The following is a 24,300-nucleotide window of genomic DNA, read 5'->3' as shown; positions in this document are numbered from 1 at the left end:
CCGGCCACAAAAACCTCACGTCAGCGGCAGATTCGATATCAAATCGCGCTTGTGCGGGCCCGGTTCACGAGAAAGTCTTTGAGCGCGGTTATCACGTTCCACCGAGGCTACCGAGGACGAGCTTGATGAGCAGAACCCCCAGAGCGCTGGCCGCCGTGACGCTGGGCGTCGCGGCGAGCCTCGCGGTGACCGCCGCGCCCGCGGGCGCCGCAGAGCGGTTCACGCCCGGCGCGCCCGGCGCGGGCGACCCCTACTTCCCCGACATGGGCAACGGCGGCTACGACGTCGCCCACTACGACATCGGCCTGAAGTACGACCCCGCGACGAAGGGGATCCAGGCGGTGACCCGCGTGACGGCGCGGGCGACGCAGAACCTGTCCCGCTTCGACCTGGACTTCCTCGGCCCGCTGAAGATCTCGTCGCTGAAGGTGGACGGCCGCGCCGCGTCCTACACCCGGACGGGCGCCCAGGAGCTGGTCATCACCCCGCGCAAGGGGATCCGGGACCGCCGCAGCTTCACGGTCACCGTGGCGTACTCCGGCGTCCCGCAGCGGATCGACGACGACACGCTCGGCACGTCCGGCTGGGTGGCGACCAACGACGGCGCGGTGATGCTCAACCAGCCGTTCGGCGCGGCCGCCGTCTACCCGGTCAACGACCACCCGACCGACAAGGCGACCTACACCTACACGCTGTCGGCCCCGAGCGGCCTCACCACGCTCGCCAACGGCGACCTGCGCGCCAAGCGGACCACGGGCGGCTGGACGACCACCCGCTGGGACGTCCGCAACCCGATGGCCAGCGAGCTCGCCATGATCGCGATCGGCCGGTACGACGTCGTCAGCGGGCGGACCAAGGCGGGCATCCCCAACCTGACCGCGACCGACCAGGCCATGGCCGTCAAGGCCGAGGACGCGAAGAAGTTCCACGAGCAGACCGCCGAGGTCACGGACTTCCAGAACGCCCTCTACGGCCGCTACCCGTTCACCTCGACGGGCGGGATCGTCGTCAAGGCCGGGGTCGGCTACGCGCTGGAGACGCAGGGCCGCCCCGTCTACGACCTGGGCCGCCGCCCGGGCGCGATCCCGAGCACCAGCCTGCTCGCCCACGAGCTGGGCCACCAGTGGTTCGGCGACTCGGTGTCCCCGAAGAAGTGGGCCGACATCTGGCTGAACGAGGGCTTCGCGACGTACTCCGAGTGGATGTACAGCGCGGCCCACGGCGGCAAGAGCGTCCAGGAGCTGTTCGACGAGACCTACGCCACGCCCGCGAGCGACGACCTGTGGACGGGCAAGGTCGCCGACCCGGGCCGCGACCACATCTTCGACGGGCTCGTCTACGACCGCGGCGCCATGGCCGTCCACGTGCTGCGCACGAAGATCGGCGAGAAGACGTTCCTCCGGCTGCTGAAGGCGTGGCCGGCGGCGTACCGGTACGGCAACGCCTCCACGGGCGACTTCGTCCGCTTCGCCGAGAAGCTCTCCGGCAAGGACCTGGACGCTTGGGCCAAGGCATGGCTCTACTCCGAGGGCAAGCCCGCCCTGTAGGACCACCTTGCAGGACCCCGCCTCTTGAGGCACCGCACCCTCACGCCGGGCCGGCCGCACGCCGCTAGCTCAGCGTGAGGGTGTAGCCCTTTTCGCGCAGGCGGCCTATGACGTCCTCGGAATGGTCGGCCCCGCGGGTCTCCAGGTGCATGAGCACCTCGGCCTCCTCGACATGGAGGCGCGCCGCCATGCGCTCGTGCATGACGTCCAGGACGTTGACGCCCAGTTCGGCCAGCTCGCTCAGCAGGGTCACCAGGGCGCCCGGACGGTCCTTCAGGCGGCAGCGGACCACGAGGTACCGCCCGGCGCCCGCGAGGCCGTGCCGCAGCACCTTCGACAGCAGCAGCGGGTCGATGTTGCCGCCCGACAGCAGCACCACGACGGGCGGCTCGACGGCGTACGCGTGCTCCAGCAGCGCCGCCACGCCCGCCGCCCCCGCGGGCTCGACGACCTGCTTGGCGCGTTCGAGGCAGAGCAGGAGGGCCTGGGAGATCGACTCCTCGCTCACCGTGACGACGGCGTCCACCAGCTCGGTGAACATGGCGTAGGTCAGGTCGCCGGGGCGGCCGACCGCGATGCCGTCCGCCATCGTGCGCTCGATCTCGATCTGGGTGGGCTTGCCGGCCGCGAGCGACGGCGGGAACGCCGCGGCCCGCTTGGCCTGCGCGCCGACGAGCTTGACGTCGCCGCCGCCGGTCTCCTTCGCCAGCCCCTTCACCGCCGCCGCGGTCCCGGCCAGCAGCCCGCCGCCGCCCACCGGCGACACGATCGTCCGGGCCTCCGGGCACTGCTCCATGACCTCCAGGCCGATCGTGGCCTGGCCCGCGACGACGTCGGGATGGTCGAACGGGTGGATGAACACCGCGCCGCACTCGTCCGCGTACTCCTGCGCGGCGACGAGGCACTCGTCCACGGTCGGCCCCGGGAAGACGACCTCGGCGCCGTAGCCCCGGGTCGCGGCGATCTTCGGCAGCGGCGCGCCGACCGGCATGAACACGGTGGCCTTGCAGCCGAGCATCGAGGCGGCCAGCGCGACGCCCTGCGCGTGGTTGCCCGCGCTCGCCGCGACCACGCCGCCCGCCCGCTCCTCCTCGCTCAGCCGGGCGATCCGCACGTACGCGCCGCGGATCTTGAAGGAGCCGGTGCGCTGCAGGTTCTCGCACTTCAGCAGGACGGGCCCGCCGATCTGCTCCGACAGCACCCGGGAGGGGATCAGCGGCGTGGGCACGGCCACCCCGCTCAGCAGCTCCCGGGCGGCGCGGACGTCGTCGACGCCGACGGAGGTCAGACCAGTTCTGCTCATGCGGTCATCCTCGCACGCCGGCCCTACCCCGCACTCCAGTAACGATCTTGGGCGTAGACCAGGGCGGCGGCGCCGACGAGCCCGGCGGTCTGCCCGAGCTCGGCCGGGACGATCCGCAGGCGGCGCGCGAACTCCATCCTGGCGTGCTCGCCGAACGCCTCCTCCAGGGGGTCGAAGAGCAGCGGCCCCGCCTGCGACAGGCCGCCGCCGATCGCTGCGACCTCCAGATCGCACAGGTGCGTCGCGGACGCGATCGCGATGCCGAGGGCGCGGCCCGCCCGGCGCATCGCCGCGCAGGCGACCGGGTCCCCGCGGCGGGCGTCCTCGGTCAGCTCCACGCCGGTGGCGTAGACGCTCCCGGGCCGCCAGCCCTGCTCGCGCGCCCACGCGACCAGCCCCGGCCCGCGGGCGACCGCCTCCAGGCAGCCGCGACCGCCGCACCCGCAGGGCGGCCCGCCGGGCTCGACGATGACGTGCCCGATGTGCCCGGCGTTGCCGCTGGCGCCGTTCACCAGCCGCCCGCCCAGGATGAGCCCGCCGCCGACGCCCGTGGACACCACCATGCCGAGGACGTTGTCGTGCCCCCGCCCCGCGCCGAGCCAGTGCTCCCCGATCGCGACGCAGATCGCGTCGTTGTGGATGCGGACGGGCAGCCCCGGATACCGGGCCCGGAGCCGCTCGCGCAGCGGGAAGCCCCGCCACGCCGGGATGTTCAGCGGGGACACCTCGGCGGCGGGCCAGGTCATCGGCCCTCCGCAGCCCACGCCGACGCCCGCGAGGGGCGGATCGCCGGCGGCGCCGACGAGCGAGCCGAGCAGCGCCTCCAGCGCCCGCCACAGCTCCTCGCCGTCCACGCCCGGCGCGTTCGGGGTGGGGGCCCGGTCCTGGGCGGTGACCCGCCCGTCGGGCTCGACCAGCGCGGCGGCGAGCTTCGTGCCGCCGATGTCCACCGCGAGCACGGCGCTCAAACGGCCTCCTCGGCCCGGCCGAACGCGAGGATCGAGGCGGTGAAGCCGTGTACGTGGTTGCGCCCCGCGACCGGGCCGATCTCCCCGGCCGCGAAGAAGCCGCCGACCCCGGCCGGGCCGAACGCTCGGTCCAGCACCTTGGCGTCGTGGTCGGAGTCGGGGAACATCGCCTGGCCGCGGCCGTTGCAGGAGAACAGCAGCGCGCCCTCCACCGGCGCGAGGTCGAACCGCTCCAGCAGTGCGGTGAGGTCCTCCTCGGCGGCGCCCGCGTCCCGGACCTGGAACCGGACGGTGCGCCCCACGTCCACCACGTCGCCGATCGCGATGGCGCCGGTGTCGGTGTCGGCCCCCACCACGCCGCGGACGAGGAAGTCGCCGTGCTCGTGCTCGTCGGCGTACTCGTCCATCGCGACCCCGATCAGCAGCCCGCGCCCGGCGAGCTCCTGCTCCTCCTCCGGCAGCCCGAGGACGATCTGCTCCAGCTTCTCCAGCGCCGGCACGCCCGCCAGCTCGTACAGGACGTTCTCCTCGGCCCTGGTCACCACCATGTCCGGGCCGATCGGGCGGGCGCCCTGGCTGACCACCGTGGCGGCGGCGACGGCCCCGCCGATCACCACGCCGACCGCGCCGTCCCGGTACACCTCGCCGCCGACGAACAGCCGGGCCTCGCCGAGCCCGGTCTCACCGAGCCCGCTGCCCTCGGCCAGCCCGCCGACCAGCGGCAGCCCCGGCAGCGCGTCGTCCGAACGCTCCACGAACGCGTCCACGGGGAAGCTGGACGGGTCGGCCAGCAGCACGCCGACCACGTCGTCGTCCTGGGCCTCCGGCATCCCCACCACGATGATCCGGTCGTCGCCCTTCAGCGTCTCCAACCGGAACGCGTCGATGCGCGCGCCGGGCAGCACCGCCGCCCACGCGCTCACCGCGCCCCGCTCCTCCACTCCGCGCCCGGCCCCGATCACACCGGACGCGCTGCACCCCAGCAGCAGCGCCGCCCCGGCCGCGTGCTGCGCCGCCTGCGCCGCGGCCTCGATCTGGTCCGGGTCGTCGCCCGTGACGAACACGCACACCAGGTCGGGCGCCGCGCTCAGGGGCGCGAGCGCCTGCTCTACCGCCGCCGCGGCGGCGCTGGACAGATCTGGTCCGAGGGCCAGGCCATCACCGAATCGCGCCATCGGCGCCGCCTCCCTCACTCCGTTCGCCGGCTCCGTTCACACCTCCAGTCTCCCCCTCCGCGCCCGTTCCACCCAAACGTCGTCGGGATGGGACGGGACGGGCGAATCCCCGGCGGGGGTGCGATCGCGCGCACCGGCGACGTAGTGTCGATCGCGTGCGTTCATCCACACCACGCGAGTCCACACCCGGCGAATCCGCCCCCCGCGAATCGACCCTGGGCGCGCTGCGCGCAGGCGGCCACGTACAGCTTTCCGTCAAGGCCGAGATCCGCCGCAACCTGCTCGACCGGCTGAGATCCGGCGAGCCGCGCTTCCCGGGCATCCTCGGCTTCGACGACACCGTCCTGCCCCACCTGGAACGCGCCCTGCTCGCCGGGCACGACCTCGTGCTGCTGGGCGAGCGCGGGCAGGGCAAGACGCGGCTGATCCGCACCCTGGCCGGGCTCCTGGACGAGTGGACGCCCGTGGTGGCGGGCTGCGAGATCAACGACCACCCGTACGCGCCGGTCTGCGTGCGGTGCCGCCGGCTCGCCGACGAGCTGGGCGACGAGCTGCCGGTCGAGTGGAGGCACCGCGACGAGCGCTACGGGGAGAAGCTCGCCACGCCCGACACCAGCGTCGGCGACCTCATCGGCGACGTCGACCCGATCAAGGTGGCCGAGGGCCGCACCCTCGGCGACCCGGAGACCGTGCACTTCGGGCTCGTCCCGCGCACCAACCGGGGCGTCTTCTCCATCAACGAGCTGCCCGACCTCGCCGAGCGGATCCAGGTCGCGCTGCTGAACGTGCTGGAGGAGCGCGACGTCCAGGTCCGCGGCTACGCGCTGCGGCTGCCGCTGGACGTGCTGCTCGTCGCGTCCGCCAACCCCGAGGACTACACCAACCGGGGCCGGATCATCACCCCGCTGAAGGACCGCTTCGGCGCCGAGATCCGCACCCACTACCCGCTCGAACTGGACGCCGAGCTGGCGCTGATCCGCCAGGAGGCCGACTTCGCCGACCTCGCGGGCCTGCCCGCCGAGGTGCCGGACCACCTGATCGAGGTGATCGGGCGGTTCACCCGGCTCGTCCGCGAGTCGACGGCGGTGGACGCGCGGTCCGGCGTGTCGGCGCGGTTCGCGCTCGCGGGCGCCGAGACCGTCGCGGCGGGCGCGGTGCGCCGGGCGGCGCTCACCGGGGAGGAGCACGCCGTCGCGCGGGTCTGCGACCTGCCGGCCGTCGTGCCGTCGCTGATGGGCAAGGTGGAGTTCGAGGTCAGCGAGGAGGGCCGCGAGCAGGAGGTGCTGGAGCACCTGCTGCGCCGCGCGGTCGCCGAGACCTACCGGCGGACGCTGGGCGCCGCCGACCTCACCGGGCTGCTCGACAAGTTCGACTCCGGGGAGAGCGTGGAGTCGGGCGAGCTGGTGTCGGCGCGGGAGCTGCTGCGCCGCATCGGCCAGGTGCCCGGCCTTGCCAAGGTCATGGAGAGGCTCGGCATGAGCGGGGAGTCCCCCGGCCAGGCCGCCGCGGCCCTGGAGTTCGCCCTGGAGGGGCTGTTCCTCACCCGGCGGCTCTCCAAGGACGTCGCCGAGGGACGGGCCGACGGGACGGCGACGTACCGGACGTGACGCCGCGTCCCGAGGTCTCCACGCGCAAGGAGAGGCGATGAGCCGATACCGCTACGGCGCCTACGAGGACGGGCCCGACCCGCTCGCGCCGCCCTACGACGTCCGCGACGCGCTGGACGCCATGGGCGACTCGGTGCTGGACGGCACCCGCCCGAGCGACGCGCTCCGCGAGCTGCTTCGCCGCGGCCTCCCCGGGGCCCAGGGCCGTCGGGGGCTCGACGACATGCTCCGGCAGGTCCGGGAGCGGCGCCGCGCGCTGCGCGACCGGGGCCGCCTCGACGGGACCCTGGAGCAGGCCCGCGCGCTGCTGGACACCGCGATCGGGCAGGAGCGGGCCGAGCTGTTCCCCGACCCGAGCGACGACGCGCGGCTGCGCGAGGCGGAGCTCGACACGCTGCCGTCCGACACCTCGCAGGCCATCCGGCGGCTGTCGGACTACGACTGGCGCTCGGACGCCGCCCGCCGCACCTTCGAGCAGCTGAAGGACCTGCTGCGCCGCGAGGTCCTCGACGCGCAGTTCCAGGGCATGAAGCAGGCCCTGGAGAACCAGGACCCGGCGGCCATGCAGCGGGTCAAGGACATGATGGCCGCGCTCAACCAGATGCTGGAGCGGGACGCGCGCGGCGAGCACACCCAGGAGGACTTCGACCGGTTCATGGGCGAGTACGGGGACATGTTCCCCGACTCCCCGCAGAACCTCGAAGAGCTGGTCGACTCGCTCGCCCGCCGCGCGGCCGCGATGGACCGGCTGCTCGCCTCGCTCAGCCCCGAGCAGCGCGCCGAGCTGGCCGGGCTCATGGAGCAGGCCATGCAGGACGCGGGCCTCGCCATGGAGATGACCCGGCTCGGCGACGCGCTGCGGGCCCGCCGCCCCGACCTCGGCTGGGGCCAGGCCGAGCAGATGACCGGCGACGATCCGCTCGGCATGGGCGACGCCACGACCGCGCTCGCGGAACTGGCCGACCTCAGCGAGCTGGAGGCGGCGCTCGGGCAGGACTACCCCGGTGCCCGGCTCGACGACATCGACGAGGAGGCCGTCCGGCGGGCCCTCGGCCGGCAGGCCGTCGACGACCTCGCCGAGCTGCGCCGCATCGAGGCCGAGCTGGAGCGGCAGGGCTACCTGCGGCGCCGGCGCGGGGAACTGGAGCTGACGCCGAAGGCGGTGCGGCGGCTCGGCGAGACCGCGCTGCGCCGGGTGTTCTCCCAGCTGGCGTCCGGCCGCCAGGGCGACCACGACCAGCGGGACGCGGGCCAGGCGGGCGAGCTGACCGGCTCCAGCCGCGAGTGGCGGTTCGGCGACGAGCAGCCCCTCGACGTGGTCCGGACGGTGAGCAACGCGATCCGGCGCAGCGCCATGGAGCGCGGCGTCCCCGAGCACGGCGCCGGCCTCGTCCCCCCGCCCGCGGCCGCGGCGCGGGTCACCGAGCCCGCGCCCGCCGCCGACGCCGTGGCGGTCGGCGGGAACGGCCCCCGGCGCCCGGACGGCGTGCGGCTCAGCGTGGACGACTTCGAGGTGCACGAGACCGAGCGCCGCACCGGCGCCGCCGTGTGCCTGCTGGTCGACCTGTCCTACTCGATGGTGCTGCGCGGGACGTGGGCCGCCGCCAAGCAGACCACGCTGGCCCTGCACACGCTCGTGACCAGCAAGTTCCCGCAGGACGCGATCCAGATCATCGGGTTCTCCAACTACGCGCGGGTCCTGCACCCGACGGAGATGGCGGGCCTCGACTGGGACATGGTGCAGGGCACCAACCTGCACCACGCCCTGATGATCGCGGGACGGCACCTGGACCGGCACCCCGACTTCGAGCCGATCGTCCTCGTCGTCACCGACGGCGAGCCGACCGCGCACCTGCGGCCGGACGGCCGCTCGCTGTTCGACTACCCGCCGTCCACCGACACGCTCGTGCTCACCCTCGCCGAGGTCGACAAGATGACCCGCCGCGGCGCCTGCATGAACTTCTTCATGCTCGCCGAGGACCGGCGCCTCGTGTCGTTCGTGGAGGAGGTCGCCCGCCGCAACGGCGGCCGAGTCTTCGCCCCCGACGCCGACCGCCTAGGCGAGTACGTAGTCAGCGACTACCTCCGAGTGAGGCGTGCTTAATCGCGTTCGGCCGGCTCAGCCATTCCAGACCATCAGGACGAGGATCACCAGCCATATCAGCGCGACGACGCCGGACATGGCCGCCAGCCGCCCCCGCTCCACCTGAGCGATCTCACCCGCCGTGACGGGCTCGGCGGTGGCGCCACCGGCCGGCTCCCCGGCCCCGGCCTCGGCCTCCGCCGCGCCCTCTCCCGCCTCCGCCGCGGCGGGACGTGCCGGGACCACCGCGGGCTTCGCCCCGGCAGCCGCGACCTCCAGCAGATGCGCCGCCTTCCGCTGGTCGCGCTCGATGATCAGCAGCAGCACCAGCGCGACGACGAACAGCGTCATCGACACCGTCAGCCACACCTCGGCGAGCTCGCCCTTGGCCAGCCCGAGCCCGATCAGGAAGATCCCGAGCGTGCCGATCCCGTAGATCTGGGTGGTCCGGTGGAGGTAGCGCACCACCACCACGTCGCGCTTGCGGATGTAGCGGGGCGTGGACATCGTGGCGGCGGTCAGCGGCCCCAGCGTGAAGATCGCGAACCCGATGTGGAGAAGGAGCAGGATGCGGTCCGAAGTCGACATGAGCCGACCTTAGCCCCCGCGCCCCCGCCCCTTACCGCAACTCACGCGACAACCTCAGCCGACGCCGCAACCACGCGACGACCTCAATGCTCGCGATCGCGTCCGAAGGCAGGTTCGAGCGAAGCGAGAACCTGATCGCGCAGCGAGCCGCCAAGGCGAGACGGAGCGATGCCAGCGATCGCCCGCGTTTCTCGACGATGGAGGGCCGCCAGGCCCGAAGGAGGAGAGAAATGCCATGTCACTGCAAGCGCTTCTTCAGCCAGGCCAGGATCGTCGGGTAGACGCCCTCGTCGCCCAGCATGTCGGAGGCGTGCATGTCGCCCTCGACGGTCTTGACGGTCGCCTGGACGCCCGCGGCGCGCAGCGCGCTCGCCAGCCCGGTGCTCTGAGTGACGGGGACGAAGTCGCCGGTGGCGTGCATCAGCAGCATCGGGGCGTCGCCCGCTGAGACGTGCGTGACGGTGCTGGCGTCGTCCAGCTTCGTCCAGCAGTCGGGGGTGGCGGTCGCGCCCGGAACACAGTGCAGGAGGTCGACCACGGCCCGCCGCAGCTTGCGCTGGGTGAGCGGGGCGTCCGGCTTCGCGCCGTCCTGGAAGGCCAGGTAGGGGTTGTTCGGCGGCGACAGCGCGATCACACCGCGGACCTGGCGGGTGCCGGTGCCGAGCGTGCCGAGCTGCGTCGCGAGGTGCCCGCCCGCCGACGAGCCCATGACCGCGATGCGGCTCGGGTCGACGTTCCACACCCGGGCGTGCTTCTTGATGAAGTCGAGGGCCGCCAGGGCGTCGTCGCGCTGCGCGGGCCACTGGGCCTTGGGCGCGAGCCGGTAGTTCGCCGACAGGACGACGAAGCCCTCGTCGGTCAACCGGCGCGCGAAGTACTTCCAGCCGCCGCCCTTGTCGCCCTCCAGCCAGTAGCCGCCGTGCAGGAGCAGGACGGCCGGGCGCGGCGTGGCGCGCGGGCCCGGCTTGCGCCAGTAGGCGTCGATCTTCTGGGCGGGCGCCTTGCCGTAGGCGTAGGTGCGGAACTGCGGCAGCTGTGGCGTCACCATCACCGCCTGCGCGGTGACGGTGCCGTCCGGCTCCCCGTCCGGGCCGGACGGAGCGCCCTCCGTCGGCGACGTGGACGGCGCCGACGGCGAGCCGGTACCGGGGGCCCCGGTCTCCGGCCCGCCGGACGGTGTCCCCGCCGGCGACTCGGACGGGACGGACGCGCTCGGCGTCGGCGCCGGAGTGTTCGCGTGGGCGCCCACGGGAACGGTCACGGCGGAGACACACGTCGCGGCGAACGCCGCCCCACACACCAGTACTTTGCGCACCCCGGGCCCTTTCTTCACGAACCTGGCGCGCCGAGTATAGATGTTTTGATCAAGTCTGGTGGGGAAGGGTCAGCCGATTCTCAGGAAAGCGCCTGCTCCAGATCGCGGAGCAGGTCGGCGACGTCCTCGATGCCGACCGACAGTCGCACCAGGTCGGAGGGCACCTCCAGCGGCGATCCGGCCGCCGAGGCGTGCGTCATCCGGCCCGGGTGCTCGATCAGCGACTCGACGCCGCCGAGCGACTCGCCGAGGGTGAACAGCTTCGTCCGCTCGCAGACCCGGACGGCGGCCTCCTCCGACTCCATCCGGAACGAGACCATCCCCCCGAACGCCTTCATCTGCTTGGCGGCGATGTCGTGCCCGGGGTGGTCGGGCAGCCCCGGGTAGAGGACCTGCCGGACGGACGGGTGCCGCGTCAGCATCTCCACGATGCGCTCGGCGTTCGCGCAGTGCCGGTCCATCCGGACGCCGAGCGTCTTGATCCCGCGGAGGGTGAGCCAGGCGTCGAACGGGCCCGCGACGGCGCCCATCGCGTTCTGGTGGAACGCCAGCCGCTCCCCGACGGCGGCGTCCGCGGCGATCAGCGCGCCGCCGACCACGTCGGAGTGCCCGCCGATGTACTTGGTGGTCGAGTGGACGACGATGTCCGCACCGAGCTCCAGGGGCCGCTGCAGGTAGGGCGAGGCGAAGGTGTTGTCGACGGCCAGCAGCGCCCCCGCGTCCCGCGCGACGGCGGCGAGCGCCGCGATGTCGGCGATGCCGAGCAGCGGGTTGGTCGGCGTCTCCACCCAGATGATCTTCGTTTCGGGGCGCACCGCCGCCCGCACCGCGGCGATGTCGCCGAGCGGCACCGGGTCGAACTCGACGCCCCACGGCTGGGCGACCTTCGCGAACAGCCGGTACGTCCCGCCGTAGGCGTCGTCCGGGACGATGACGTGGTCTCCGGGCTTGCAGACGGTGCGCAGCAGCGCGTCCTCGGCGGCGAGCCCGGAGGCGAACGCCAGCCCGCGCGCTCCGCCCTCCGTCTCGGCGAGGCATACCTCCAACGCCGTACGGGTCGGGTTGGCCGACCGGGAGTACTCGTAGCCGCCGCGCAGCCCCCCGACGCCGTCCTGCTTGTAGGTGGAGACCTGGTAGATCGGCGGGACGACCGCGCCGGTGGCGGGGTCGGGCTCCTGCCCGGCGTGGATGGCCAGGGTCTCGAAGCCCTGCTGAACCTCGTTGTCCATGGGTACGAGGCTATCCACTCCCCGACCCTCCTCAAGAAGGAGAGGCTCCCCCGGAGGTATCACCCGGTATTTCGGCGCAGCGGGTGACCCGCGAGCGGCATCCGGTCTCTACCGTTTTACAGGTATCCCAACGACTGTGAATTAAGGAAGCCCCCATGTTCGCTCGGCTCGCGCGCTTCGTCGTGAGACACCCGTGGTGGACGATCGTGGCCTGGCTCGTGGCCGCGGTGCTCATCATCGCCTTCTCCCCCAAGCTCACCACCGAGTCCGACCAGGGCGACTTCCTGCCCTCGAAGTACGAGTCGGTGCAGGCGCTCAAGATCGCCGAAAAGGCCTTCCCGCAGCAGGAGGACACCTCCTCGCTCATCGTGGTGAAGCGCACCGACGGCAGCCCGCTGACGGCGCAGGACACCGCGAAGGTGGACGCCGCCGCCAAGTCGCTCAACGCCAAGAAGCCTCCGACGGTCCTCGGATTCGCGACCGGACCGCAGGCCGTGGCGCCCAACAAGGCCGTCCAGGTGGTCATGGTGCCGATGAAGGGCACCTCGATGGACGACAACAAGAAGCAGGGCGAGGCGGTCAAGCAGATCCGCAAGGACCTGCCGACCCTGCTGAAGGGCAGCGGGCTGGAGGCCAAGGTCGGCGGTGACGTCGCCGGCTTCGTCGACAACGAGGACTCCTTCAACAAGTCCTTCGAGATCGTCGGCATCGCCACCTTCGTACTGATCATCGGCCTGATCCTGCTGATCTTCCGGGCCCCGCTGGCGGCGGTGCTGCCGATCGTCATCATCAGCGTGACCATGCAGGTCGCGATGGGGTTGATCGGCGTCGCCTCGAAGATCTTCGGGTTCTCCGGCGACGACAGCCTCAGCACCATCATCCTGATCGTGCTCTTCGGCATCGGCGCCGACTACTACCTGTTCCTGATGTTCCGCTTCCGCGAGCGGCTGCGGGCCGGCGACGACAAGAAGACCGCGATGATCACCGCGGTGGAGCGGGTCGGCGAGGTCATCTCCTCGGCCGCCGCCGCCATCGCCGTCACCTTCCTGGTCCTGCTGCTCGCGACGTTCGGCGTCTTCAGCGCCTGGGGCCCGTCCCTCGCCATCGCCGTCGTCGTGATGGGCATCACCTCGCTGACGCTGTTCCCGGCGATCGTCTCGCTCCTCGGCACCGCCGTCTTCTGGCCGTCCAAGGCGTGGAAGAAGCAGCCGAAGGACAGGTTCTCCACGGCCATCGGCCGCGGCGTCGGCAAGCGCCCCGCCCTGGCCGCCGCGGCGTCCGGGCTCGTCCTGGTCGTGCTGGCGCTCGGCACCCTCGGGTTCAAGGCCGACTACGACTTCGCCGCCGGCTTCCCGCAGGACACCGAGTCCGCCCAGGCGACCAAGGACATGGAGAAGGGCTTCCCGCCCGGCCTGACCACCCCGGTGCAGGTGTTCATCAAGAGCCAGAACGGGCAGCCGGTCGACCAGCAGCAGCTCCAGGCGTTCAGCAAGGCCGTCGAGAACGCGCCCGGCGTCGGCAAGGTGCAGCCGCCCGTCCCCGGCCAGGACAAGTCCGTGGCCCGGGTCGACCTGGTGCTGAAGCTCAACCCGGCGTCCAACAAGGCGATCAGCCTGGTCAAGGACGACCTGGCGCCCGCCGTCCACAAGGCGGCGCCGGAGGGCACCCGCGCCTACGTCGGCGGGCCGACGGCGATCTTCTCCGACATCAACGCGGTCAACAACCGCGACCTGTCGGTGATCCTGCCGGTCGCGGCGGTGCTGATCGCGCTGATCCTGGCGCTGCTGCTGAGGTCGGTGGTCGCGCCGCTGTACCTGGTCGTGGCCGTGCTGCTCGGCTTCGCGGCGACGCTCGGCTCCGCGGTGTACGTCTTCCAGGGCGCGATGGGCGAGCCCGGCGTCACCTTCCAGCTGCCGATCGTCCTCTACCTGTTCGTGCTGGCCATCGGGACCGACTACAACATCCTGATGACGGCGCGGCTGCGCGAGGAGGCCAAGGAGGGCCACGAGCCGCGGAAGGCGGCGGCCCTGGCCGTCCAGCACGGCGGCCCGACGGTCGCCGCGGCGGGCCTCATCCTGGCCGGCACCTTCTCGGTGATGATGCTCGCGCCGGTCTCGATGCTCCAGCAGATGGGCTTCTCGGTGGCGATCGGCATCGCGCTGTCGGCCTTCGTGATGTCCACCTTCCTGGTGCCGGGCCTCACCGCGATGCTGGGCCACAAGGCCTGGTGGCCGGGCCACGGCGACGAGCCGAAGAAGCAGCTCCGGCCGTCCGACACGCGGGAGGACTTCGCCCCGTCCGGGTTCCGCGGCTGACCGCGGCGCCCCCCGAGACGCCGGGTTGCGGGGGCCGGCCCATAACGCCGCCCACCGGCCGGACCCCGCAACCCGGCACCTGAACGGCAGAGCGCCTGGAGACCCCACGGTCTCCAGGCGCTCTGCCGTTTCAACGGCCCTTGCGGCGCTCCGCCGCCCGGCGGGTCAGCCGGTGGAGTCGGCCAGGAAGGCGAGCAGGTCCTGCCGGGTGATGAGGCCCTTGGGCTTGCCGTCCACGAGGACGACGGCGGCGCCGGACTTCTCCAGGACGCCGACGGCCTTGCTGACCGGCTCGCCGGAGCCGAGCGTCGGCAGCGGCGCCGCCATGTGCGCCTCCACCGGCTCGGTCATCTTGGCCTGCCCCTTCACCATGATGTCGAGCAGGTCGGTCTCCCCGACCGAGCCGACCACCTCGGCCGCCATGACCGGCGGCTCCTCCTTCATCACCGGCAGCTGCGACACCTCGTACTCGCGCATGATGGCGATCGCGGTCTGCACGGTCTCGTGCGGGTGGACGTGCACGAACTCCGGCAGCGTGCCGCCCTTGCGGGTGAGCACCTCGCCGACCCGCGCCTCCTCGGTGGAGGGGGTGAGGAAGCCGTAGTCCGCCATCCAGCTGTCGTTGAAGATCTTGCCGAGGTAGCCGCGGCCGCCGTCGGGCAGCAGCACCACGATCACCGCGTCCGGGTCGGCCTTCTCGGCCACGCGCAGCGCGGCGACGACGGCCATCCCGCAGGAGCCGCCGACGAGCAGCGCCTCCTCGCGGGCGAGGCGGCGGGTCATGGTGAAGGAGTCCTTGTCGGACACCGCGATGACCTCGTCGCAGATGTCGCGGTCGTAGGTCTCGGGCCAGATGTCCTCGCCGACGCCCTCGGTGAGGTAGGGGCGGCCGCTGCCGCCGGAGTAGACCGAGCCCTCCGGGTCCGCGCCGACGATCCGGACCCGCCCGCCGGAGACCTCCTTGAGGTACCGGCCGACGCCGCTGATCGTGCCGCCGGTGCCGATGCCCGCGACGAAGTGCGTGATGCGGCCCTCGGTCTGCTCCCACAGCTCCGGCCCGGTCGTCTCGTAGTGCGACCGGGGGTTCTGCGGGTTGGTGTACTGGTTCGGCTTCCACGCCCCCGGGATCTCGGTGACGAGGCGGTCCGACACCGAGTAGTAGGAGTCGGGGTGCTCGGGGTTCACCGCCGTCGGGCAGACGACGACCTCGGCGCCGTACGCGCGCAGCACGTCGATCTTGTCCTTGCCGACCTTGTCGGGGCAGACGAAGACGCAGCGGTAGCCGCGCTCCTGGGCGACGATGGCGAGCCCGACCCCGGTGTTGCCGGACGTCGGCTCGACGATCGTCCCGCCGGGCCGCAGCTCGCCGGACTCCTCGGCGGCGTCGACCATCCGGACCGCGATGCGGTCCTTCACCGACCCACCGGGATTGAAGTACTCCACCTTGGCGAGCACCTGCGGCCGCCGGCCGCCGCCCACGCCGGCGGTCACCTTGCGCAGTCGAACGAGCGGGGTGTTGCCCATCAGTTCGAGGAGCGAGTCGTGTACGTGCACCGCGACATCCTTGTCGTTCAGTGTGGTGTTCTTGAAGTTGCGGCCCTCTTCCGCCGCCGGTCACGCGCGGAAACGGCCGCGGGACCCGGAAGGTTTCCCGTTCCCGACGGTAGCCGAGATCGGCCACCGCAGGTATCGCGACCCTTTGGCGCGGGTAGGAAATCATTCACGGAGGGTCAGCGCAGCATGTTGAGGGCATTCACCGCACGCCGGATCGCGGCGGCCGCGGCCTACGGCGGCGGAGGCATCACCGCACTCGGCGGAATCACGTTCGGCCTGCTCCTCATGCAGGCCCGGCTCGCCCGCAGGACCATCCTGTCGCGGCCGAACGGCGACCCGCCCGTGGCGGACGGGCTGTACGGCGAGGCGCACGGCGGCGAGCCCCTCTCGCTCGTCATGCTGGGCGACTCCACGGCCGCCGGGCTGGGCGTGCACACTCCGGAGGAGACGCCCGCCGCGCTGCTCGCCGCCGGGCTGGCGGCGGTCGCGGGGCGTCCGGTCCGGCTGACGAACGTGGCCCGCTCCGGGTCCCGCTCGGAGGCGCTCTGCGGCCAGGTCGCCCAGGCTCTGCAGACCCGTCCCGACATCGCCGTCATCATGATCGGCGCCAACGACGTGACCGGGCGGGTGCCGGCGGTCGAGTCCGTCCGCCACCTCGGGGAGGCGGTGGAGCGGTTGCGCGGCGCCGGAAGCCATGTCGTCGTCGGCACCTGCCCCGACCTCGGCTCGGTCAAGTCGCTGATGCCGCCGCTGCGCTGGTTCGCGCGCCGTGCGAGCCGCCAGCTCGCCGCCGCCCAGACGATCGCCGTCGTCGAGCGCGGCGGCCGGTCGGTGTCGCTCGGCGACCTGCTCGGCCCCGAGTTCGCCGCCGACCCGCTCTCCATGTTCAGCGAGGACCGCTACCACCCGTCGGCCCGCGGCTACGCCGCCGCGTCCGCCGCGGTGCTGCCGTCGATGGCGTCCGCGCTGGGCCTGCGGCGCGACCTGTCCGGCCAGCTGACGGCGGACGTCATCCCCGTCTACCTCGCCGCCGTCGAGGCCGCGGAGCGGGCCGGTACGGAGGTCAGCGGCGCGTCGCTGGCGGGCCGCGACCGCGGTCCCCGGGGCCGCTGGGCCACGCTCCGGTACCCGTTGCGCCGCCCCCACCTGCCCCGCCGCCGCGAAGCCGAGCGCCACGCAGATGAGGACACTGCGGGCGAGGACCGCGCCGCCCTCGCGGGGCCGGAGCCCGCCCGGTCACCGGTGGCGGGCCCCGGCGGTCCGGGACCCCGGCCGGGCCTCCGCGCGCGCCTGCGGCGGCCCGGCCGGTGGCGTCGCTCCCAGCCTGCGGCGCCCGGCGTCCCGGGCACATGGGGCGGCGGTCACCGTGCCGCCGGGACTTCGCCCAGGTGAGCGAGGTAAGTCCGCACTTATTGGACGTGCCGTCCACCAGGCCCGGGGGGCGGCGTGTACGCCGCGTGCGACCAGCGGCTAGATTGCTCGTGACCGGTGAGTAACACCGTTGGCCGCTGAGAAGGAGACCCGCACATGCCCGAGGCAGTCATCGTCGCAACCGCGCGCTCGCCGATCGGCCGCGCCTTCAAGGGGTCGCTCAAGGACATCCGGCCCGACGACCTCACCGCCCAGATGGTCACCGCCGCGATGGCGAAGGTCCCGCAGCTGGACCCGAGCCAGATCGACGACCTGCTGCTCGGCTGCGGCCTGCCGGGCGGCGAGCAGGGCTACAACATGGCGCGCGTCGTGTCGGTCCTGCTGGGCTGGGACAACGTGCCCGGCGCGACCATCACCCGCTACTGCTCGTCCTCGCTCCAGACGACCCGGATGGCGCTGCACGCGATCCGCGCCGGCGAGGCCGACGTCATCGTCTCGGCGGGCGTCGAGACCGTGAGCCGGTTCGCCAAGGGCAGCAGCGACGGCCTGCCCGACACGCAGAACCCCGTGTTCGAGGAGGCCCAGGCCCGCACCGCCCGGGCCGGCGAGGGCGGCGCCCCCGTGTGGCACGACCCGCGCGAGGACGGCGCGGTGCCCGACATCTACATCGCGATGGGCCAGACCGCCGAGAACGTGGCGGGCATGCGCGGCGTGTCCCGCCAGGCGCAGGACGAGTTCGGCGTCCGCTCGCAGAACCTCGCCGAGAAGGCCCTCGCCAACGGGTTCTGGGAGAAGGACATCACCCCGGTGACGCTGCCGGACGGCTCCGTCGTCGCAAAGGACGACGGCCCCCGCCCCGGCACCACCTACGAGAAGGTGTCGCAGCTCCAGCCGGTGTTCCGGCCGGACGGAACGGTCACCGCGGGCAACTGCTGCCCGCTCAACGACGGCGCCGCCGCAGTCGTCGTCATGAGCGACACCAAGGCCGCCGAGCTCGGCATCACCCCGCTGGCCCGGATCGTGTCGACCGGCGTCACCGGCCTGTCCCCCGAGATCATGGGCCTCGGCCCGGTGGAGGCGTCCCGCAAGGCCCTCGCCAAGGCCGGGATGACGATCGACGACATCGACCTCGTCGAGATCAACGAGGCGTTCGCGGCGCAGGTGCTGCCGTCCGCCGAGGACCTCGGCATCGACCTCGACAAGCTGAACGTCAACGGCGGCGCGATCGCGGTCGGTCACCCCTTCGGCATGACCGGCGCCCGGATCACCTCCACGCTGCTCAACGGCCTCCGGTTCCACGACAAGCAGTTCGGGCTGGAGACCATGTGCGTGGGCGGCGGCCAGGGCATGGCGATGGTCCTGGAGCGCCTCTCCTAAAGGTAAGGCCGAACTTACCTGCGGAAACGACGAACAAACTTTCCGGCAAGAAGCATCAGGTGGCCCGCCCGGAACCGCCCTCAGGCGGCTCCATGCGGGCCACCTGCGCGTTTCCGGGGAACATCCCCGCTACAAATGATCTACGTAACGTAAAAGATAGGTCCCCGTTAGGGGGTTGTCACATGCGCGGAGGTGTTGCAGAGTCGGCAGGAAGAGGCCCGCGACCTGGAGGTGCCAATTGTCACTGAACCACTCGCCGGAGACGCACAGCAAGCTGATCGCCCGCATCCCGCAAGTCACAGGACGTGACATCCCCGAGTGGTTCACCGCCATCGAGAACGGCCCGTCGTTCACCCGCTGCGAGGAACGCAGCACCTGGCTGGCCGAGGAGCACAACCTCTCGCATGGCTACGCCGCGGCGCTGGTCCGCGAGCACGAGCGCGCGCGCCGCGCCCGCCACTACTGAGCACGTCCCTCCCTCGGGGGGACGTACCGAGAGAACTTCATAACGGACGTTGCGGGATCCCGCCAGAGGATGCCCCCGCAGTCGCGGCGCCGTGCCGCCGCGACCTTGGCGCAGAGATCCCGCACAAAGATCAGCCCCACGCCGCCCGGCGCGGGGCTGATCCTTGCGGGACGCTAGTCGCGTCCGGAGAAGTAGCTGAGCAGCCGCAGGATCTCCAGGTAGATCCACACCAGGCTCAGCACCAGCCCGAACGCGCAGTACCACGCGAACTTCTCGGGCGCGCCCGCCCTGACGCCGTTCTCGATCGAGTCGAAGTCGAGCAGCAGGAAGAAGCAGCCGACGAGGATCGCGGCGACGCTGAAGACGTAGGCGAGGGGGCTGCCGGGGTCGCGGATCCCGATGCCGTGGTCGCCGCCGAAGAGGTGCACCACGAGGTTGACGATCATGAGCCCGATCAGCGCGAGCCCGGCGGCCATCACGAACTTGGCGAACTTGGGCGTGACCCGGACGATGCGCAGCGCGTAGACGGCGAGGGTGGCGCCGAACGCCAGCGCCGTCCCGATCACGGCCTGGAACACGACCCCGTGGTAGAGGTCGTTGTAGGAGTGGCTGATGATTCCGACGACGACGCCGTAGACCGCGGTGAACGTCAGCACCATCGCCGCGTTGGCCTTGCGGCCGAACGTGATGAACGCCCAGATGCCGATCTCGGCGATGAGCGCGAGGACGAGCACGGGCCCGGCGAGCGAGGTGGGCACGAGCGTCCAGGCCAGCGCCGCCGTGACCACCAGGGTCGCGAGCGTCAGGAACCCGCGGACGACGACGTCGTCCATGGTCATCGGCCGGGTGGCGGGCGGCGCGTACCCGGGCGCGGCGTACCCGCCCCCTCCGTAAGGCTGCGCCCCGTAAGGCTGCGCCCCGTAGGACTGCGCCCCGAACCCTCCGCCCCGCTGGTCGAAGGCTCCTCCCCGGAACGCGGGATTTCTACTCTCCATCAGAGTCTCCACTTCGGCCGACGTGAACCCTCAGTGTAAGCCGCACTCCCCCCGGTTGATCAGCCGAAACCCCGCCGAACCAATCCCGCATTTCCCCCACAGACCTTGACCACCCCCGCAAGGACACCCCCCGAACGCCCCCAAGTTCCCCGCTCTTCGATCAGCAACCGAACAACCCTGAAGACACCACATCTCCGACAGCCGATAACCCCCGCACCACGAGGACGAGCCCCGAACACGGCCAGAACGTCCAACGCTCTTGGACGGGCCACGCCATAACGCTCTTGGAGCAGACCTGAGCGGGGCCGCGGGGCGGGCGGCCGGAAGGCGCTCTAGCGCCTGGAGGCCGCACGCTCCGCCGAGCCGGGCGACCGCAGCGCCACGCAAGAACCCGCACGGGCACAACACACCGAAACCGTGGCGCGAGGATCGCCCGGCTCGCAACGGGGGTTCCAGGGGGTCGCCCCCCTGAGAGAACACAGCGAGCCCCGGCGAAGCCGCAAAAGCGGCGAGTAGGGTCGCCCGCCGGGGGTTCCAGGGGGTCGCCCCCCTGGGAAAACACAGCGAGCCCCGGCGAAGCCGCAAAAGCGGCGAGTAGGGTCGGCCGCACGTGCCCCTGGTCGGACTCGAACCGACACAATGGCTCTTTTAGGGAGCCCGCCTCTGCCATTGGGCTACAGGGGCGGCGTCATCATATCGAGTCAGTGGTTGCCACCGCCTTCTCCAAGGGCCGTGGGAATGGGGCTTCGGCGGCCGGGTTCGGCCAGTGGAACGGTCCGGGCGGTCAAGAACGGTTGTCAGATGTCGTGCTGGCGGCCGGCCGCGAGCTCGAACTCCTGGCGGGGCGATTCGAGTTCCCCGAGCGAGACGATCTCGCGGCGGAAGAACGCCGAGAGCGTCCAGTCCATGGTGATCCGGAACTTGCGGTTGACGGTCGGCATGCGCGACAGGTGGTAGGTGCGGTGCATGAACCACGCGGGGAGGCCGCGGAGCTTGAGCCCGTAGACGTTGGCGACGCCCTTGTGCAGGCCGAGGCCCGCGACGGAGCCGACGTAGGCGTGCACGTACGGCTTCCTGGGCTTGCCGCGCAGGTCCGCCACGATGTTGTCGGCGAGGCGCTTGGCCTGCCGGACCGCGTGCTGGGCGTTGGGCGCGGTGAAGTCGCCGGTGTCGGTGAGGTCGGGGACGGCGGCGTTGTCGCCGGCGGCGTAGACGCCGTCGAGCCCTTCCACGGTCAGGTCGGCGGTGCACTTGATGCGGGACTTGTCGTCCAGGGGCAGGTCGCTCTCCTTGACGACGGGGTGCGGCTTGACTCCGGCGGTCCAGACGAGGGTTCCGGCGTCGAACTCCTCGCCGTCGCTCAGCACGATGTGCCGCTTCTCCGCGGACTTCAGCAGCGTGTTCATCTTGACCTCGATGCCGCGCCGGCGCAGGGCCTCGGCGGTCCAGCGGCCCATCTCGGGGCCCACCTCGGGGAGGATGCGGTCGGTGGCCTCGACCATCATCCAGCGCATCTCCTCCTCGTCGATGGTCGGGTACCACTTGCAGGCGTCGCGGGCCATGTCCTCCAGCTCGGCGATGGCCTCGATGCCCGCGAACCCGGCGCCGACGAACACGAACGTGAGGGCGCGCTTGCGGACGGCCTCGTTGTCGGGGTTGGACGCGGCGATGTCGAGCTGGTGGAGGACGTGGTTGCGCAGGAAGATCGCCTCTTCGACGGTCTTGAAGCCGATCCCGCACTCGGCCAGGCCGGGGATGGGCAGCGTCCGGGAGATGGACCCGAGGCAGACCACGAGCATGTCGTACTCCACGTCCCGCTCCGGCACGCCGTGGTTCGACCCGGCCGGCCTGATGGTGACGCGCTTGGACGCGTTGTCGATCCGCGTCACGAACCCGTTCACGATCCGGCAGCGGTTCAGGACCTTGCGCAGCGGCGCGACGACGTGCCGGGGCTCCAGGTTCCCCGCGGCCGCCTCGGGCAGGAACGGCTGGTAGGTCATGTAGGACTGGGGATCGATGACGGTGACGGCGACCTCGCCGCGGCGCAGTTCGCCGCGCAGCCTCTTCTGCAGGCGCAGGGCCGTGTACATGCCGACGTACCCGCCGCCGACGATCACGATCTGTTTCGTGCGTTGGGATGGCATATCCGGAGCGATACCCGGTTCTGCGGTCCGCTCACGTCTTGGCCGCAGTTGCGAACTTCCTCCCCACTGTCGGCATCTCACCCGATGTAACGCCAGAAGGGAGACGGCGAGGCCAGGGCCCGACGGGGGCGCCAAGCGGTCGCGGGCGGCGGATCGGTGCAGGGGCCGGTCCGCCGCACCACGGCCGCTTGGCCACGGCCCTGCCTCGCCGTCGAACTCCTCGCGGAGACGGTGATCGGGGGGAAGCGATGCCGCGGTTCGTCCGGGCCGTTCCGCCGGCGCGGCGGGATCGGGCCGGCGCTCTCGGCGGCAAACGCCCGGTCCCGCTAGCGGTAGTCGCGGGCGCGGACGAAGACGGCGTCCAGCATGTCCTCGGTGACCCGGCCGGTGAAGGTGTTCTGCTGGCTCGGGTGGTAGCAGCCCAGCAGCAGGACGGGGTCGCGCCGGGGCCCGGACGGCGGCGGCGCCAGCTCGACCTCGGCGCCGTGGCCGAACTTCGGCCGGGGGCGCGGCACGCCGTACCCGGCCTGCTTCAGCGCGGGCCACACGCCCTGCCAGGCGAACCCGCCGAGGCACACCACGCAGCGGACGGTCGGGGCGACCTCCGCGACCTCGCGGGCGAGCCACGGCAGGCAGGTGGTCCGCTCCAGCGGGGTCGGCTTGTTGTCGGGCGGGGCGCAGCGGACGGTCGCCGCCATCCGCGCGCCGATCAGCCGCTGCCCGTCGCCCGCGTGGACGCTGGTCGGCAGGGCCGCCAGCCCGACCCGGTGCAGGGACGCGAACAGCCAGTCGCCCGAGCGGTCGCCGGTGAAGATGCGGCCGGTGCGGTTGCCGCCGTGCGCGGCCGGGGCGAGCCCGACGATCAGGATCCGCGGGCGCTCGTCGCCCCATCCCGCGACGGGACGCCCCCAGTACCCCTCGTCCGCGAAGGCCCGGCGGCGCTGGACGGCGACCTTCTCCCGCCACTCCACGAGGCGGTCGCAGGCGCGGCACACCGACTGGCGGGCGCACAGCTCGTGCAGATCCGGCGCCCCGGCGGCCAGTTCGGCGACGTCGCCCGCGCCGTGCGCGACGGGGGTCGCGGGGACCGCGGGGTCTTCCGGCCACCCTGACCCGGGCGGCACGAACGGAGGGTTGGCGGGCGGCATACCACCGATCGTCCCACGCCACAGCCGGTGGCCGGGTTCCGCCCATGGCCGGTGGCGAGCGGGTCCGATCGGTACGATGCGTTCGCCGGTCGGGGAGGCGGTGGTCCGGCACGCGCGTTGTGCGAGGTGGGAGGCAGGAGTGTCGCAACCGGGCTGGTACCCAGACCCCTACGGGACTGGGAGCCTGCGCTGGTGGGACGGGCAGAACTGGACCGAGCGGCTGAACCCCGAACCCGACCGCCCGCCCCGGATCCCGCGCCGCGAGCAGCGCCCGGACCGCGGGACCTCCGGCGGGACGCACTACGCCGCCCCGCACGTCCCGACCTGGGACCGCGCCCCCTCCGTCCCCGCCCTCGACGTGAACGTGCGCGGCCTGCGGCTGCACGCCGACGACCAAGGCGTCGCCTACGGGAACGCGTCGCTCGCCTGGGCGCGAGTCGAGTGGGTGGCGTACTGGGCGGCCGAGCACCCTGCCGCGCACGGCCGCGCCCCCGCCACGCAGTGGATCTTCCAGGCGGGGCGGTACCCGTTCCGCGGCGGCCCCCGCGTGGAGGTGGTGGTCGAGCCGGGCGTCCTGCCCGGCCGCCCGCCGGGGGCGGACGGCGAGCCCGAGCACGTCTGGGGGCGGCTGATCCAGCTCTGCCAGGAGTACGCGGAGCCGCGGATCGTCGAGGAGCTGGCCCGCCGCGTGCGCGCGGGCGAGTCGGTCGACGTGGCGCAGGGGCTGACCGTCCACCCGGGCGGCGTGCGCGGCAACCGGGTGTCGCTGAGCTGGTCGCTGATCTCCGGCGCGACCGTCGACCGGGGCCGGGTCTGGATCCAGCAGTCCGGCGGCACCGCGCCGCTGCTCTACGTCCCGCAGCAGAACCCGAACGCGGTCCTGATCCCCGCCCTGCTGACCCGCCTCAAGTACTAGGCCTGTCGCAAAGTGGCCCCGGCCACGCGCGCGAACGCGTGACCTGGCCGGTGGAGCGAAGCCGGAGGCGAGCGGAACCGGGCAGATCGCGAAGCGATGCCGCGTTCGCCCAGGCCCGGTCACGCAGCGAGCCGCCAGGCGAGCGCAGTGGGCCGGGACTGTGGAAAACACAGCCGCCAGGCGAGCGAAGTGGGCCGGG

Annotated in this window: 18 protein-coding genes and 1 tRNA gene; 8 read left to right on the top strand and 11 right to left on the bottom strand. The window is 72.4% G+C overall.

Annotation, left to right across the window (positions count from 1 at the left end; genetic code table 11):
• Positions 1–125: 125 nt before the first annotated feature.
• Positions 126–1,547 carry a M1 family metallopeptidase gene (locus AB0C21_RS36865; protein WP_500210601.1) on the top strand — a complete coding sequence of 474 codons (1,422 nt, stop codon included), beginning with the start codon at positions 126–128 and terminating at the stop codon, positions 1,545–1,547.
• A 64-nt stretch (positions 1,548–1,611) separates the two neighbouring features.
• Here AB0C21_RS36865 and ilvA read toward each other — a convergent pair whose 3' ends face one another.
• The 3 genes from ilvA to AB0C21_RS36850 are packed head-to-tail and all read right to left on the bottom strand — an operon-like array spanning position 1,612 to position 4,993.
• Positions 1,612–2,850, bottom strand: a complete 1,239-nt coding sequence (gene ilvA, locus AB0C21_RS36860; protein WP_500210600.1) for a threonine ammonia-lyase — start codon at positions 2,848–2,850, stop codon at positions 1,612–1,614.
• A 23-nt stretch (positions 2,851–2,873) separates the two neighbouring features.
• Positions 2,874–3,809 carry an ROK family protein gene (locus AB0C21_RS36855; protein WP_500210614.1) on the bottom strand — a complete coding sequence of 312 codons (936 nt, stop codon included), beginning with the start codon at positions 3,807–3,809 and terminating at the stop codon, positions 2,874–2,876.
• 5 nt (positions 3,810–3,814) lie between these two features.
• On the bottom strand, positions 3,815–4,993 hold the full coding sequence (locus AB0C21_RS36850; protein WP_500210598.1) for an FIST signal transduction protein: 1,179 nt from the start codon (positions 4,991–4,993) through the stop codon (positions 3,815–3,817).
• A 155-nt stretch (positions 4,994–5,148) separates the two neighbouring features.
• On the opposite strand from AB0C21_RS36850, the gene AB0C21_RS36845 reads away from it, so the two are divergent.
• A complete protein-coding gene (locus AB0C21_RS36845) occupies positions 5,149–6,600 on the top strand; it encodes a sigma 54-interacting transcriptional regulator (protein WP_500210597.1) in 1,452 nt (483 codons plus the stop codon).
• A 37-nt stretch (positions 6,601–6,637) separates the two neighbouring features.
• Positions 6,638–8,704: a vWA domain-containing protein gene (locus tag AB0C21_RS36840; RefSeq protein ID WP_500210596.1), complete on the top strand. Its 2,067-nt coding sequence runs from the start codon at positions 6,638–6,640 to the stop codon at positions 8,702–8,704.
• A gap of 15 nt (positions 8,705–8,719) precedes the next feature.
• On the opposite strand, the gene AB0C21_RS36835 is transcribed toward AB0C21_RS36840, so the two are convergent.
• The 3 genes from AB0C21_RS36835 to AB0C21_RS36825 all read right to left on the bottom strand — a co-directional run bounded on the left by AB0C21_RS36835 (position 8,720) and on the right by AB0C21_RS36825 (position 11,815).
• Positions 8,720–9,271, bottom strand: coding sequence for a hypothetical protein (locus AB0C21_RS36835; RefSeq protein WP_500210594.1), 552 nt, complete (start codon positions 9,269–9,271; stop codon positions 8,720–8,722).
• A gap of 238 nt (positions 9,272–9,509) precedes the next feature.
• The gene (locus tag AB0C21_RS36830) at positions 9,510–10,532 is read right to left on the bottom strand and encodes an alpha/beta hydrolase (protein WP_500210593.1); all 1,023 of its coding nucleotides are present in this window, start codon (positions 10,530–10,532) and stop codon (positions 9,510–9,512) included.
• A gap of 134 nt (positions 10,533–10,666) precedes the next feature.
• Positions 10,667–11,815 (bottom strand): cystathionine gamma-synthase, encoded by a 1,149-nt coding sequence (locus tag AB0C21_RS36825; protein ID WP_500210592.1) that lies wholly within the window; start codon positions 11,813–11,815, stop codon positions 10,667–10,669.
• A gap of 155 nt (positions 11,816–11,970) precedes the next feature.
• On the opposite strand from AB0C21_RS36825, the gene AB0C21_RS36820 reads away from it, so the two are divergent.
• A complete protein-coding gene (locus AB0C21_RS36820) occupies positions 11,971–14,130 on the top strand; it encodes an MMPL family transporter (RefSeq protein ID WP_500210590.1) in 2,160 nt (719 codons plus the stop codon).
• Between the two features lie 165 nt (positions 14,131–14,295).
• Here the strand turns inward: AB0C21_RS36820 and AB0C21_RS36815 are convergent, their stop codons facing one another.
• On the bottom strand, positions 14,296–15,684 hold the full coding sequence (locus tag AB0C21_RS36815; protein ID WP_500210588.1) for a cystathionine beta-synthase: 1,389 nt from the start codon (positions 15,682–15,684) through the stop codon (positions 14,296–14,298).
• 186 nt (positions 15,685–15,870) lie between these two features.
• On the opposite strand from AB0C21_RS36815, the gene AB0C21_RS36810 reads away from it, so the two are divergent.
• The 3 genes from AB0C21_RS36810 to AB0C21_RS36800 all read left to right on the top strand — a co-directional run bounded on the left by AB0C21_RS36810 (position 15,871) and on the right by AB0C21_RS36800 (position 18,898).
• Entirely contained in the window at positions 15,871–17,076 is a 1,206-nt protein-coding gene (locus tag AB0C21_RS36810; protein ID WP_500210586.1) for an SGNH/GDSL hydrolase family protein, read from the top strand.
• A 135-nt stretch (positions 17,077–17,211) separates the two neighbouring features.
• Positions 17,212–18,432 (top strand): acetyl-CoA C-acetyltransferase, encoded by a 1,221-nt coding sequence (locus AB0C21_RS36805; protein WP_149260942.1) that lies wholly within the window; start codon positions 17,212–17,214, stop codon positions 18,430–18,432.
• Between the two features lie 238 nt (positions 18,433–18,670).
• Positions 18,671–18,898, top strand: a complete 228-nt coding sequence (locus tag AB0C21_RS36800; protein WP_149260943.1) for a DUF4287 domain-containing protein — start codon at positions 18,671–18,673, stop codon at positions 18,896–18,898.
• Positions 18,899–19,071: 173 nt separating this feature from the next.
• On the opposite strand, the gene AB0C21_RS36795 is transcribed toward AB0C21_RS36800, so the two are convergent.
• From AB0C21_RS36795 to AB0C21_RS36780, 4 genes are all read right to left on the bottom strand, one after another.
• Positions 19,072–19,893, bottom strand: a complete 822-nt coding sequence (locus AB0C21_RS36795) for a Bax inhibitor-1/YccA family protein (RefSeq protein ID WP_500210585.1) — start codon at positions 19,891–19,893, stop codon at positions 19,072–19,074.
• A gap of 611 nt (positions 19,894–20,504) precedes the next feature.
• A tRNA-Leu gene (locus tag AB0C21_RS36790) sits at positions 20,505–20,577 on the bottom strand.
• A 113-nt stretch (positions 20,578–20,690) separates the two neighbouring features.
• On the bottom strand, positions 20,691–22,037 hold the full coding sequence (locus tag AB0C21_RS36785; protein ID WP_500210584.1) for an NAD(P)/FAD-dependent oxidoreductase: 1,347 nt from the start codon (positions 22,035–22,037) through the stop codon (positions 20,691–20,693).
• A gap of 326 nt (positions 22,038–22,363) precedes the next feature.
• Entirely contained in the window at positions 22,364–23,185 is an 822-nt protein-coding gene (locus AB0C21_RS36780) for a uracil-DNA glycosylase (protein ID WP_500210582.1), read from the bottom strand.
• 139 nt (positions 23,186–23,324) lie between these two features.
• Here AB0C21_RS36780 and AB0C21_RS36775 point away from each other — a divergent pair, with 139 nt between their 5' ends.
• Positions 23,325–24,101 (top strand): DUF2510 domain-containing protein, encoded by a 777-nt coding sequence (locus AB0C21_RS36775; protein WP_500210581.1) that lies wholly within the window; start codon positions 23,325–23,327, stop codon positions 24,099–24,101.
• Positions 24,102–24,300: the final 199 nt, after the last annotated feature.

It is taken from the genome of Spirillospora sp. NPDC049024 (assembly GCF_040649235.1).
In the GTDB taxonomy this organism is placed as follows: Bacteria; Actinomycetota; Actinomycetes; order Streptosporangiales; family Streptosporangiaceae; genus Spirillospora.
This window is presented reverse-complemented; position numbering and strand designations above follow the sequence as displayed.

Coding starts and splice junctions, on each gene's coding strand:
- AB0C21_RS36795 (WP_500210585.1), bottom strand. CDS start 19,893: ATGGAGAGTAGAAATCCCGCGTTCCGGGGAGGAGCCTTCGACCAGCGG.
- AB0C21_RS36825 (WP_500210592.1), bottom strand. CDS start 11,815: ATGGACAACGAGGTTCAGCAGGGCTTCGAGACCCTGGCCATCCACGCC.
- AB0C21_RS36805 (WP_149260942.1), top strand. CDS start 17,212: ATGCCCGAGGCAGTCATCGTCGCAACCGCGCGCTCGCCGATCGGCCGC.
- AB0C21_RS36785 (WP_500210584.1), bottom strand. CDS start 22,037: ATGCCATCCCAACGCACGAAACAGATCGTGATCGTCGGCGGCGGGTAC.
- AB0C21_RS36820 (WP_500210590.1), top strand. CDS start 11,971: ATGTTCGCTCGGCTCGCGCGCTTCGTCGTGAGACACCCGTGGTGGACG.
- AB0C21_RS36840 (WP_500210596.1), top strand. CDS start 6,638: ATGAGCCGATACCGCTACGGCGCCTACGAGGACGGGCCCGACCCGCTC.
- AB0C21_RS36810 (WP_500210586.1), top strand. CDS start 15,871: ATGTTGAGGGCATTCACCGCACGCCGGATCGCGGCGGCCGCGGCCTAC.
- AB0C21_RS36780 (WP_500210582.1), bottom strand. CDS start 23,185: ATGCCGCCCGCCAACCCTCCGTTCGTGCCGCCCGGGTCAGGGTGGCCG.
- ilvA (WP_500210600.1), bottom strand. CDS start 2,850: ATGAGCAGAACTGGTCTGACCTCCGTCGGCGTCGACGACGTCCGCGCC.
- AB0C21_RS36865 (WP_500210601.1), top strand. CDS start 126: ATGAGCAGAACCCCCAGAGCGCTGGCCGCCGTGACGCTGGGCGTCGCG.
- AB0C21_RS36850 (WP_500210598.1), bottom strand. CDS start 4,993: ATGGCGCGATTCGGTGATGGCCTGGCCCTCGGACCAGATCTGTCCAGC.
- AB0C21_RS36835 (WP_500210594.1), bottom strand. CDS start 9,271: ATGTCGACTTCGGACCGCATCCTGCTCCTTCTCCACATCGGGTTCGCG.